General features: G+C 39.5%; 13 protein-coding genes. 8 read left to right on the plus strand and 5 right to left on the minus strand.

Annotation, left to right across the window (positions count from 1 at the left end):
* Positions 1–271 precede the first annotated feature (271 nt).
* The 3 genes from fabV to L1264_RS16040 all read right to left on the minus strand — a co-directional run bounded on the left by fabV (position 272) and on the right by L1264_RS16040 (position 2659).
* Positions 272–1465 carry an enoyl-ACP reductase FabV gene (gene fabV, locus L1264_RS16030; RefSeq protein WP_199526175.1) on the minus strand — a complete coding sequence of 398 codons (1194 nt, stop codon included), beginning with the start codon at positions 1463–1465 and terminating at the stop codon, positions 272–274.
* 221 nt (positions 1466–1686) lie between these two features.
* Complete coding sequence (locus L1264_RS16035; RefSeq protein WP_135923735.1) at positions 1687–1998, minus strand: BolA family protein; 312 nt, start codon at positions 1996–1998, stop codon at positions 1687–1689.
* A gap of 73 nt (positions 1999–2071) precedes the next feature.
* Positions 2072–2659, minus strand: a complete 588-nt coding sequence (locus L1264_RS16040; RefSeq protein WP_135923734.1) for an alpha-ketoglutarate-dependent dioxygenase AlkB family protein — start codon at positions 2657–2659, stop codon at positions 2072–2074.
* A gap of 42 nt (positions 2660–2701) precedes the next feature.
* Between L1264_RS16040 and L1264_RS16045 the strand changes: the two genes are divergently transcribed.
* From L1264_RS16045 to L1264_RS16060, 4 genes are read left to right on the plus strand one after another with little or no spacing between them, the layout of a single operon-like run.
* Positions 2702–3835, plus strand: a complete 1134-nt coding sequence (locus L1264_RS16045; RefSeq protein WP_199526190.1) for a methyltransferase — start codon at positions 2702–2704, stop codon at positions 3833–3835.
* 13 nt (positions 3836–3848) lie between these two features.
* Positions 3849–4400 (plus strand): YajG family lipoprotein, encoded by a 552-nt coding sequence (locus tag L1264_RS16050; protein WP_138557280.1) that lies wholly within the window; start codon positions 3849–3851, stop codon positions 4398–4400.
* 2 nt (positions 4401–4402) lie between these two features.
* The gene (locus tag L1264_RS16055; RefSeq protein WP_135923732.1) at positions 4403–5020 is read left to right on the plus strand and encodes a peptidylprolyl isomerase; all 618 of its coding nucleotides are present in this window, start codon (positions 4403–4405) and stop codon (positions 5018–5020) included.
* 38 nt (positions 5021–5058) lie between these two features.
* Positions 5059–6438 carry an AmpG family muropeptide MFS transporter gene (locus L1264_RS16060; RefSeq protein WP_199526176.1) on the plus strand — a complete coding sequence of 460 codons (1380 nt, stop codon included), beginning with the start codon at positions 5059–5061 and terminating at the stop codon, positions 6436–6438.
* Between the two features lie 117 nt (positions 6439–6555).
* On the opposite strand, the gene L1264_RS16065 is transcribed toward L1264_RS16060, so the two are convergent.
* The gene (locus tag L1264_RS16065) at positions 6556–6795 is read right to left on the minus strand and encodes a helix-turn-helix domain-containing protein (RefSeq protein ID WP_054562310.1); all 240 of its coding nucleotides are present in this window, start codon (positions 6793–6795) and stop codon (positions 6556–6558) included.
* A 1002-nt stretch (positions 6796–7797) separates the two neighbouring features.
* A complete protein-coding gene (gene erpA / locus L1264_RS16070; RefSeq protein WP_135923730.1) occupies positions 7798–8136 on the minus strand; it encodes an iron-sulfur cluster insertion protein ErpA in 339 nt (112 codons plus the stop codon).
* A 234-nt stretch (positions 8137–8370) separates the two neighbouring features.
* On the opposite strand from erpA, the gene L1264_RS16075 reads away from it, so the two are divergent.
* The 4 genes from L1264_RS16075 to L1264_RS16090 all read left to right on the plus strand — a co-directional run bounded on the left by L1264_RS16075 (position 8371) and on the right by L1264_RS16090 (position 13058).
* Positions 8371–9711: a hypothetical protein gene (locus L1264_RS16075; RefSeq protein ID WP_199526177.1), complete on the plus strand. Its 1341-nt coding sequence runs from the start codon at positions 8371–8373 to the stop codon at positions 9709–9711.
* Positions 9712–9799: 88 nt separating this feature from the next.
* Positions 9800–11482: a chloride channel protein gene (locus L1264_RS16080; protein WP_235404225.1), complete on the plus strand. Its 1683-nt coding sequence runs from the start codon at positions 9800–9802 to the stop codon at positions 11480–11482.
* 20 nt (positions 11483–11502) lie between these two features.
* Entirely contained in the window at positions 11503–11937 is a 435-nt protein-coding gene (locus tag L1264_RS16085) for a CopD family protein (protein WP_135923727.1), read from the plus strand.
* Positions 11938–12041: 104 nt separating this feature from the next.
* Positions 12042–13058 (plus strand): aspartate carbamoyltransferase, encoded by a 1017-nt coding sequence (locus L1264_RS16090; protein WP_138557276.1) that lies wholly within the window; start codon positions 12042–12044, stop codon positions 13056–13058.
* Positions 13059–13074 lie beyond the last annotated feature (16 nt).

The following is a 13074-nucleotide window of genomic DNA, read 5'->3' on the forward strand; positions in this document are numbered from 1 at the left end:
TCCTAAATATCAAAGAATAGCCTGTTTAACACCCCAAACAAGCAACGCAGTAAACTCCTCACATATATTACCCGAATTTTAACATCAATCAGGGTGACTATGCGAGAGCAAATATGAAATTTATACGACAGATGTGATTATTTAGACTACAAAAACCATTTGAATAAAATTCAATATAGACCAAAGTGCTATTGATGCAGATTTATTTTCATCCACAAACATAAAAAGTCGCTTAAAAAAGCGACTTTTCAAAATAAAGTTTGTTTATCGATTAATCGATAAGCTGCGAAATCGCAACATCAGGATTCACATCTTGCTCGTAATCTACACTGTCGATACCAAAACCGAATAAACGTAAAAATTCGTTGTGGTAACCCACGTAATCCGTTAATTCGTCAATCGTATCTGTATCTACAGTATCCCAAACATGTTGCACACGAGCTTGAACATCATCTTCTAACTCTTTGTAGTTTTGGAATAAGTGACCACCGTCATCAAAACGTGGCGTCTCACCGTAAAGGTTTTCAGTAAATAACGCGTGAATTTGCTCTATTGTGCCTTCGTATGTACCGTCTGCTTTCATTACTTTGAATAAAGCAGAAATATATAAAGGCATAATTGGAATTGCCGAGCTTGCTTGTGTTACAACCGCATTTAATGAAGACACATACGCTTCACCATTTAAGTCTTTCGTAGACTCTTTGATTGCTTGCGTTGCACGGTCAAGATCTTCTTTGGCTTTACCGATTGTCGCATGACCGTAAATTGGCCAGGTTAATTCTTTACCAATATATGTGTAGGCAGTCGTTTTGAAGTTATCAGCAAGAACATCCGCTTCTTTTAATGCGTCAATCCACATTTCCCAATCTTCACCGCCCATAACTTTAATTGTATTGTCGATGTCTTCTTGGCTTGCTGCTTCAACCGTTACTTCATCAATCACACGCTTTGAAGTGTTTAGATTCTTCGTTGTGATATCAGAACCAATTGGCTTAAGCGTAGATGAGTAAGTTTCGCCTGTATTTGGATCAGTACGACGAGGAGACGCAAGGCTGTAGATAACTAAATCAATTTTACCTAAATCAGCTTTGATAGTATCAATTGCTTTTTGCTTGATTTCGTTAGAAAACGCATCGCCATTGATATTTTTAGACCATAAACCAGCTTCTTCAGCCGCTGCTTGGAAAGCCGCAGTATTGTACCAACCTGCAGAACCTGTTTTACGTTCGCTTCCTTCTTTTTCAAAGAAAATACCTAACGTTTTAGCACCGCCACCAAATGCAGCCGTGATACGTGATGCTAGGCCGTAACCTGTAGACGCACCAATCACTAATACATTCTTAGGTGCATTGCTCAGTGGTCCTTGCGCTTTCACATAATTAATTTGTTCTTGTACGTGCTCAGCACACCCTACTGGATGCGCGTTAGTGCAGATAAATCCACGAATTTTAGGCTTAATGACCATTGATCATCCTATATCTATCACAATAAAAATTAGCGCTAGTTTAAAGGCTAATAGTTAAAATACAGGTCTGATCAGTAAAACTTTTCAGACCCACTTAAATCTTTCGAGCTTAAAACCCCAAGTGACAAGCAGTTTAGAGTGACTGTCCTGCTAACTTTGAGTGACTGTCCTTCAAACTTTGGGTGACTGTCCACTTAACTTTGGGTGACTGTCCTACTAATTTAGTCGAACTTTGAGCCGCCTAAGCATTTAGGTGATTCAGGTGCCTGTCCTTGTTGTTCACTAAACTCTTCAGGAGTAAATGTGTGGATCGCTAATGCATGAATGTGGTTTGCTAATTCATCTTTTAATAGCTCATTAATTTGACGATGTCGGGCAAGTAAGCGTTTACCTGCAAACTCTTCACTCACAACCACCACTTTAAAATGCGATTCTGTTCCACGGCTATGCATATGGCTTTCATTGACAACATTCAGGTGTTTACATTCGATACCCGCAGCGAGCTTTTCCTCAATTTGTTGTTGCATTGACATGTGTCATAGACCTTTAATTGCAAAATAATTGGCCGTTACTATATCAAGGGCGTGGCTCATTTTACCAATGATTTTATCGTATTGAGCGAAAGGTAAGATTAATTCGAGGATGTTTTAACCTTTGTTGTTTGGGCAAGCAATGCTGGTAATCACGCTGACTATGGCCATTCATAATTAAGCAGCTACCACTTTGTAAAATAAGATCGTGTTGCTCATTAGTATGTTTATGCTTTATTTTGAATTTCCGCTCAGCCCCCAGAGATATTGATGCGATAGTCGGCTGCTGGCCGAGCTCTTTTTCATCATCGCTGTGCCAGCCCATACAATCTTGACCATCACGGTATAAATTTACCAATAATGCATTAAAAGGTATCTGCAATTGCGCTGTTAAACGTTTACGCATGGCATCAAGCACCGCTGGCCAAGGTTCAACAATTAGCTGGGACCCTGAATAGCTATAATTAACATTCGGATCAGCAATAAAGCACTGCAAACGGGGGATCACATGACTTTTTCCATAAACTTTAATAGAAGGCTGCTGCCAATTAAGATGTTGCTGTAGGTAATAAAATAAATCGAGACTTTTTTGCGCACTTAAAGCCTTCGCTTGATAAGAAAACCCCTCAGGTAAATGATTAGGGTTGGCGTTTGGCTGTTGCATGTTAGAATTTACCTATACTTAAATACTTATCGTAAAATCATGATGACCACCCAAGCACAGCTCGGTGATAACACCTATACCCTAGAACGTTTTCCTTTAGATCAAAAAAATCGCAGTCTTCAAGCCTGGGATTCTGGTGATGAATACCTTGTCAATTATGTACAAGAACATCATCCTGACGCAAATTCAGTGCTCATTTTGAATGACAGCTTTGGCGCACTTGCTTGCGCATTCAGTTCATTAACAGTTTATTCAGTTAACGATTCGTATATTGGTCATCAAGCAACACGTTACAATTTAAAAGCCAATGAGTTAACGATTGATTCAGTTAAGCAGCTTCATTCATTACAAGCTTTACCAAGCCAGGTTGATTTAGTGATCTTAAAAGTGCCCCGTAATTTAGGCTATTTACAGCATCAGCTTGCAGCTATTAGCGCAGCTCTTCCTAAAGACATTGCAGTTATTGCCGCAGGTAAGACCAAAGATATCCATAATTCAACAATTAAAGCCTTTAATCAGTATATTGGTGATACCTCAACCAGCTTAGCAGTTAAAAAGTCTCGCTTAGTAATCAGTAAAACCAGTGGCTTTGATAAAAAAGCCCCCTTCCCTGTAAGTTGGCCACTTGAAGGCAGTGAATTTGAAATTCAAAACCATGCGAATGTATTTTCTAGAGATTCGTTAGACATTGGCGCACGTTTTTTCTTTAACTATTTACCACAAACTAGCAAAGCTCGTCGTATTATTGATTTAGGCTGTGGCAACGGCGTAGTTGGCTTGATGACTTTAAAACGCTGCCCTAAAGCCCATGTCACTTTTGTTGACGAATCGTATATGGCCGTTGAATCAGCAAAACTAAATGTTACCCACAATCTACCTGAACAACTTGAGCAATGTGAGTTTATACAAAACGATTGCTTAACCGATTTTGAACCTGACAGTGCTGATCTTGTTTTATGTAACCCACCGTTTCACCAAGCACAAGCTGTGACTGATCACATCGCTTGGCAAATGTTTAAACAAGCCAAACATACTCTTAAACAAGGTGGTGAATTAAGGATTATCGGTAATCGCCACCTCGACTACCATGAAAAACTAAAGCGCATGTTCGGCAATTGCAAACTATTAGGTTCTAACAAAAAGTTTGTCGTACTTAGTGCAACTAAAAATCATTGATGGAGCAATCTAGATGAGAAAGTTACTTTCTTTATGTGCATTATTAGCGCTTGCTGGGTGTAGTAATCAGCCTAATCAGCTAATTTTAAACCCTGTTTATCAAAGTGGTAAAATCACCCATATAGATAGCAACGTAAGTACCAGTGTTATTGATTTAAGAGGTGATAATGTCACTCTAAAAATCATTGAATCCGGTAAAGTGAAGACTTTAGCCAGCCCAGGAATAGCAGATTCGCTCAAGAGTACCCTCGATAGCGCATTGAGTAGAAATGGAGCCAATATTTCTAACCTTGCTACAACTCGCTTTGAAGTTGACATTCATAAACTACAAGCCGTCGTAACTGAAAAACTGATGACACACACAAGTGTTGCCAGTATTGAGTTAGGTGTCCGTGTGATTAGAAATAACAGCAACTTTAGTAAGGTGTATCGAGGTGGTGCTAATTTAGAAGGGCCTTTAAGTCATGACCGTGCGAAAATTGAAAGTCAGCTTAATAAGTTGACTGAACAATTAATTACCCGCATTGTATCTGACCCAGAATTAATCGCTTATTTAGAGGGGTAACTATGAAGCGCATTCTCTTACTCAGTTTTATTTTATTATTTGCTCACAGTTCATTTGCAGCAACTGAAGGTAAGTTTATTCAAAAAGACAATATGTTTCCACGTGTTGAAATTGTCACGACACTTGGCAGCATCGTGGTTGAAATGGACCGCTCTCGTGCGCCGATTACCGTGAATAACTTTTTAACCTACGTTGCTGATGGCAGTTACCAAGGCAGTGTTTTTCACCGTGTAGAACGCGACGACGATAACGAACGCGATTTTGTGATCCAAGGCGGGGGTTATGACAAAGACTACGATGGCTTGCACGAATACGACCCTATTTTTAACGAAAGTGGTAATGGCTTAAAAAATGATATGTACAGTATCGCTATGGCGTACCAAGACCGTAAGCCGCACTCAGGCACTCGCCAATTCTTTTTTAACATGGACGACAATGACCATTTAAACCCGGGCCGCGATTGGGGCTTTGCCGTATTTGGTATGGTTATGGATGGCTATGAAACACTTGATAAAATTATGCGTACAGAAACCGCATACAACGAAAAAATTGGTTACAGCTTTGTACCAAAAACACCTATCGTAATTTTAAACGTTAAAGTGCTTGACGCTAATCAATAATAATTAGGGGCTTCTTAGCCCCATCAATTGGCAATACTATGACAAACCCTCTTTCAATTTCAGAGTACTTTTCGTATTTCAAAGACAAACGTTTAATCAACATTTTTATCTTTGGTATCAGCAGTGGCTTTCCATGGGTGTTGATTGGCTCTGTTTTGTCGGCATGGTTAAAAGATGAGGGCCTAAGCCGAAGTATGATCGGCTTATTTGGTATAGTTTTCGGTGCTTACAGTATTAACTTTTTATGGTCTCCATTAGTTGACCGCGTCAAGTTACCATTCTTATTCAATTGGCTTGGTCAGCGCCGCAGCTGGATTTTATTGTGCCAGTCAGTCATTTTTATTGGCACCTTTGCACTTGCAGGTTTAGATATTAAAGCTAACCTCTGGTTTGCAGCGGCAATTTGTTTAGTCATTGCTATTGCATCTGCGACCCAAGATATTGCTATTGATGCATTTCGTATTGATACCTTAGCCGAGAATGAAAGCCATAAAGCTACCGCTGCAGCAGCGATGGCAACATCAGGTTGGTGGAGTGGCTATGCTTTACTTGGTGCCTTGCCTTTTTATTTAGCTGACATTCCATCAATTGACTGGCCTGAAGTTTATTTTTTCTTATCTGTTGTCATGTTATTACTGATGAGCAGTGTTTTTTGGGCAAAAGAGCCTGATTCTAACCGCGAACTTGTGCAAGCTGAACTTGAACGCACTTACCAACAAAAGTTAGCTGGTGCCAAACAAAGCAAACTGACAAAAATAATCGCATGGCTTGCTGTAACTGTTATTGATCCATTCAAAACCTTCTTTGCGCGTAATGGTGTTAAAACAGCACTCGCATTATTAGCTTTTATTTTCTTATTTAAAATTGGTGAAGCCTTTTTAGGACGAATGTCTATTGTGTTCTATAAAGAAGTAGGCTTTTCGAATAGTGACATTGCCACCTTCTCGAAAGTGGGCACTGCAGTGCTTACCATCGCGTTCACATTCTTAGGGAGTCTATTTAATCAACGCTATGGCATTGTAAAGGGCTTGTTTATTAGTGGTATTGCGATGGCTGCTTCAAACTTAGCTTTTGCTTGGATTGCTATTGCGGGCCCTAAATTGAGTCTGTATGCCTTTGCCATTATCGTTGATGGCTTTACCCAAGCATGGTCTCTCGTTGCTATGGTGGCATTTATATCTATGCTCTGCGACAGAGCATTTAGTGCAACGCACTACGCGCTTCTTGCCTCATTAGGTAATTTAGGTAGAACTTTGCTTTCAAGTTACAGCGGCGTTGTAATTGATGATTGGTTAGATGGTAACTGGGCCATGTTTTTTGTGCTAACAGCACTTATGGTTATTCCATCATTGGTATTTTTGTTCTTAATTCGCCATAAGCTTTATGCGTTAGAAAACAACTACCACAAAAACAATTAACAAAATAAAAACGTATGTAAATAAAGTATAGGGATTACAATAGCGGGGCTTAAATAGTGCATCCATGCACTATTCATACTATATGCTAGAAGTTAAAAACTTCTGGGTAGTCAACAATTATGCGTCTTTTAATAAGTTAAGACCTTCGTATGGGTCAACTTCTAGCGCATCACAATAACGCATAAACTCAATAACATCTAAACGACGCTCTTGGTTTTCAATTTTACCAATAAAAGAATGAGGCGTACCTAACACTTGTGCAAGACTGCGCATTGTGTGACCTTTCTCATGGCGCTTCGTCTTAAGCCATTTCGTTAATTTTGAGTTTTCTTCAGAAGAAACTGTTTTACCCATCATAAAATACATCTCCTACTAGATGATTTAAATTAAAAATTTAGAGTGAAATTTTGCCCGTCTCACTCCTGAACACATTATATACTAATAACTTATGCTTTGGATGAATAATTATACAAATGTCCTTCTTTTAGGAATGGACCGCATAGTTAAACAAACTTAATTGTAGCTAAAATTAAAGCATGTGCTCTATTGCCAGTTGTTAACTGTACCAAAAAATTAATCAATTGAAACCTTATCACACTTAAATTATCGCTTTATAAACTGTAAATTTATGCTTAAAGTGTATGTAAATACTGAAAAAGGTTAAGAAATGTTTCGTATATTATTTTTGTTGCCAATTGTACTCTGTGTAGCGTGGTACCTGTTTCTTAGACACAATCGTGTACCAATTAAGCAGGGAAAAAAAGGGTTTGTATATATATTAATCGCCTCTGTATTTGTTTTGGGCTTTTTTTTACTGATGATTAAAGTGACTCAACACTAGAGTCACTTATTATTAATCAAGGCGCAACGAAGTTACCTAAACGAGCTAACGATTTCGTTTTCTTAGCACTAATAAGCAAGGAGAACTGTGTCGTATGGTCTCGAATACCAATCTGCCAATTACTGCAATAACCTATTGCAGCAACGACGTTTACTGACTGAACCACAACACAATCCCCTTATATAGATGCATGCCTAGAACCTCAAAATGAACCTATTCCTTTTATAAGTTCTTACTCAACAACCAAGCTTTCAAACTCAGCCCTTAACTTTGGCAATGCGATCTGAACAGGTTGATTGATGTGTATTTTCAGCTAGCTGCTGATTACTTGGTATTACCCGAAAGCAACTAAATTACCGTTACGATAAAACTGCTAACAACTAAGGTTTCTATTCTTTTGTTATTCTTAAACTCAGAAGCTAAAACTTACTTCTGCTGATGCGTGAGTGCATTAATGAAGGGATTAAGAGAGTATGAACAATAAAAAAGCCACATCAAGTGGCTTTTTCAAAAAATTTTTAAACGCTAAAGCTAGCTCCGCAACCACAAGTTGTTGTTGCGTTAGGGTTGTTAACGAAGAAACGTGCGCCCTCTAACCCTTCAGTATAATCTACCGTACCATCGACTAAGTATTGAATACTCATCGGGTCGACCACTAAGGTAACACCGTTTTTTTCAATCTCTAAATCGCCAGGGTTGGCTTTTTCATCAAAAGTAAAACCGTACTGAAACCCAGAACAACCACCACCTGTTACATAAACACGTAGCTTTAGATCCGGATTCTCTTCTTCTTCGATTAACTGTTTAACACGAACAGCTGCTGCATCGCTGAACTTAATTGGCAACTCATCAGACATACCGAGACCCTCAAAACCTATAATGTGGCGATTATCTAATACCCGAGTGTTTTAATCAAGTATCTCAAGGGAGCAATATCCGTACTTAATAACAGCACGGGTAGGCTATACACTTTAAACTCATCATCTTAGATAATAGGATCGCCCGCGTTTTAGCTAAAAAGACCAATAAAAATACAAAAAGGCTGTAATTTAAGCGTATAATTACTGAACGATCAATGATGATATTGTTTTATGCGAACCTATTTGTTACCACTCATCCTATTAATGCTGGGTATGTCGGGTAGTGTCACTGCTGCTGATAATGAAACATGGAAAATTACATCTTTAGAAGTTCCTCCCTATGCCAGCAGTAAAATGGCAAATGGCGGTAATGCGATTGCTTCATTGAGAAACACACTTGCAAAACAAGGAATTGAGCTTAATGTTGAATACTTACCATGGCAAGATGCAATCGAAAAGGCCGAACAACCGGGGTATCTAGGTTACTACCCAGCTTGGCTCTCGGAAATAAAACCAGGCTTTATCGCTTCGCCTACTATTTTTAACTCACAACTTGCTGTGTTAACAAATCAACAGAATGAACAAGCATTTGATAATTTAGAAAAGCTCTTTAGTGATAATAAAGTGGCTGTAGTCGACTCTTATGTCTATCCTGGATATATTGAGAACATAATTCAAGCTTATGATGACAGCATCATTCGAGTCGCCACCGATGAGCAGTTATTCATCTTATTAACGACTAATCAGGTTAAGTTTGTCATTTCTGCTCCTGAGATTTTAGGTTATTTTGCTATTGAAAAGGGGTTACCTCAACCGAAAATAGTCAGACAATTTACAGATTTCCCACTCGTTATTGGTATTAAAAATACAACAGAGAATCAAAGCAAACTAGCTCAACTACAGAGCTTATTTGATGACAATTCACAATCGACAACACACTATATAAAACCCAAAAAGTTATTATTTACCTATATAGATATCCCTCATATAGCGCCATTCAAACAGTTTATGGAAACTGTTTATGATGAATTAAATATCAAAACTCAACTTCAAGCCGTGCCCTCACGCAGAGGTGTGTTATTACTTAATGCTGGGATAGTCGATGGGGATATAGTTCGTTCAAAAAGCAACCTAAGTAAGTTCGATGATATTATCGTCGTTGAACCAAGCTTAGGTACCGTAAATATTGTCTTAATATGTCGTAAATCTGAAACATGTAACCGTACTAACTTAGACGATAAAAACATTAGTATTATGAGCTCGATGGGAGACCTTGAATTGCTCAAGGAGTTTAATATTCAAGCGCGTGTAATTCTAAATGAAGATTTAAACCATATATTAAGAATGCTAAAGAAAGGCCGAGTTGACAATGTGCTCTACCCTGCACTTGAAATTGATATTCATAACTTGCGAAAAGAATTTGAAGTTGTTGTACTTAGACAAATGACAGTCAATACTGTTGTACATAAAAAACATGCTGGGCTCGTCCCCGAGCTATCTCATGCAATTAAAGCACATTTACCTTCTCTTACGGATCAGCTGAATAGTAACCGTACCGATAACCTTCATTGAGTAAATTACTTATTAATTTCAAAATCACAAGGACTTAGTGAATTTGATTTGCTAAACTGCGGCTCAAAAGTGCTGTGAGGAAATATGCATGTGGCTTGAAAGACTAAGACGTCGTTTAGCAAAGCCTAAAACATCTGTGCAGTTGTGCTTACTTGGTGTAAGTGCAGGGTTAATTGCGGCAGTTTTAATCATTCTTTTTCGCCTCACTATCATGTTTTTCCAGAGTTTATTTCTTGAGAAGCCTGATGACTTCTCAACACTACCCACTCTTGAACGAGTTCTTCTTCCGGTCAGTGCCGCCTTATTAATTGCTCTATTCGCAGCTCTAACTGGCTTTAAGCATTATCGCCTTGGCATTCCATTTGTAATACACCGCATTAAAAAACATTATGGCCATATGCCGCTTTACAACACGGTGAACCAATTTGTCGGTGGTGCATTAGCCCTGATAAGTGGTTTTTCGGTAGGTCGAGAAGGCCCTTCGGTACATATGGGTGCAACGGGCGCCAGTTTACTGGCCGATAAATTACACCTTCCACACAATGCAATGCGTACCCTAACAGGGTGTGGTGTTGCAGCCGGTATCGCCGCCTCATTTAACACCCCGCTTGCAGCCGTTATTTTCGTAATGGAGGTGGTGCTTAGAGAATATAAAGTGCATATTTTCGTGCCCATCATGCTCGCTGCGGTAACCGGCGCATTAGCGACTCAATTTGTATTTGGTGACGCTTCTGAGCTTGCACTTATTACTATGAATCCATTGAGTGGTTGGCATTACCCATTTTTAATCATCTTTGGTATGGCACTTGGTGCTGTTGCTTATGCATTTAACCAAAACTTGATGCTTATAATCCGCACCTTTAAACCGCTAAGCATGTTCCCTCGCCTATTACTGGCAGGTTTAATCGCAGGCTTAATTGCTTATATGGTTCCCCATGCAATGGGCTCAGGTATGAGTGCAATCACTATTGCCATTGAGTCACCAGATGATGTGCAGTTTTTAACTACCATCTTGATTGCCAAATTACTCGCCACCTTATTTGCTATTGGCTTGGGTATTCCTGGCGGGATCATCGGTCCTGTAATTGGGCTTGGGGTATTAATGGGCACATTAATGGCTTTTTTTGCTCAGTTTATTAGCCTGGGAGTTGATATTACTGGTACCTACAGCATGCTTGGCATGGCAGGATTATTGGCAGCTACATTACACGCACCACTTGCAGCACTGACTACGGTTATGGAGTTAACCTCAAGTCCAGAGATTATTGTGCCAGCCATGTTGGTGATTTCAACGGCTTATGTCACGGCACTGCAGTTTTTTGGTAACCGCTCTATTTTTATGCAGCAACTTGATTTCCAAGGGCTTGAGTATCAAATATCGCCAGCCACCGAAGCGTTACAAAAAGTCGGAGTAATGGCTGAAATGGATGAACAATTCAAGTTACTTTACAGTGATGACAAACAGCAAATCAAAGAATCGCTTGATGCCCTTGATAGCCAAACGCCGCTTATTGTGCATGATGAAGAAAACGGCTATCGTCTTGCTGAATATGATTTAAGTCTAATGTCTGATCAAAATAGTAATATCAAATACGTCAACCTTTCTGGGCTAAGTAGCCAAGCAACGTTAGCCGATGCCTTTGATTTACTGAAAGATAAACGCAGCGGTGCGGTGTATATATACAACCTACTTGATAACCAACAAATTATGGGTCTTTTGCGTTGGGATCAAATCAGGCATATCCTTACCATACGCAACAGTTTGTTATAACAATTAAAATGGATACTTAAATGACTGCGCTATTAGTTTATAAAACGTTTCATGTGTTCTTTATGATCGCTTGGTTTGCCGGTATTTTTTACCTGCCTCGGCTATTCGTTTACCACGCAATGAGTGAAGAAAAAGCCTGTAACTCAATGCTAAAAGTAATGGAGCGACGTTTACTTTATTTCGTTACGCCCTTTGCCGTATTAACACTCGTGTTTGGCGTATTAACGATTTTTGAATATGGTCGTGATTGGTTTAGATACAGCATGTGGCTGCACTACAAACTGGTATTAGTGATTATTCTTTATATCTATCATGGCTACTGCTTTAAATTACTGGCTGATTTTAAGCATGATCGCAATAAACGTAGCGATCGCTTTTACCGTATTTTTAATGAAGTTCCGGTACTCATCCTTTTAGCTATAGTGGCACTGGCAATTATTAAACCTAACTTATAATTTGCTGCTGTGTACGCTAAAAATTTGCTATAGTACTGCGCAAATTTATGCGGCCTCCCATACCGAGTGCCAGCGCCCTATAAATGTGATTAGGAACAAACCCCATGCTAAGTTTCCAAGGTGAAAATATCCTGTCGGTCAATCAGCTTGATCGAGATTGTATTGAACGTATTTTTGCAGTTGCTAAGAAAATGGAGCCTTATGCTAAAAAGCAAAAGCGCACCAATGTTTTAGAGGGCGCAATTTTAGCGAACTTGTTCTTTGAACCAAGCACACGTACTCGCGTAAGTTTTGGTACCGCATTTAACTTACTAGGTGGCTTAGTCCGCGAAACAACAGGCATGCAAAGCTCTGCGCTAGCAAAAGGTGAATCGTTATATGACACCGCTCGTGTTATCTCTGCGTATGCAGATGCAGTCGCAATGCGCCACCCTGATGCAGGCTCCGTTGCTGAGTTTGCTACTGGGTGTGATGTACCAGTAATCAATGGCGGTGACGGCCCAAATGAGCACCCAACTCAAGCCCTACTTGACTTACTAACGATTGAACGTGAACTTGGCCGTTTTAACCAAAGTATCGACGGTATGCACATTGCCCTAGTGGGTGATTTAAAATACGGCCGTACTGTGCACTCTTTATCTAAGTTACTGTGTCATTATAAAGACGTTAAGTTCTCTATGGTGGCACCTGATGGCTTACAAATGCCAGACTACATTTTAGATGCTGTTGATAACGCCGGTCATAAAATTCAACTAGTAGATAAAATGGAAGGCAACTTGGCAGCTGATATTGTATATCAAACCCGCATTCAAGAAGAGCGCTTCCCTTCACAAGAAGAAGCGAACAAATACCGTGGTGGTTTTCGTATCAGCCAAGCAATTTACAATGCACACTGTAAGCCAAACTCAGTACTGATGCACCCACTGCCTCGTGACAGCCGCTTAGAAGCAAACGAGCTTGATAACGATTTAAATAGCAACGACAACCTAGCAATTTTCCGCCAAGTTCAAAATGGCGTGTTAATCCGCATGGCGTTGTTTGCTCTAACCTTAGATGTTGCCGACAAAGTTGAGCAATATGAAGTCGACGTGCCTTGGTTTAGCCGTAAACGTAATAGTTAACTCGCTTCGTTTTGGG

It is taken from the genome of Pseudoalteromonas sp. APAL1 (genome assembly GCF_021532475.1).
Taxonomy (GTDB): Bacteria; Pseudomonadota; Gammaproteobacteria; order Enterobacterales; family Alteromonadaceae; genus Pseudoalteromonas; species Pseudoalteromonas lipolytica_C.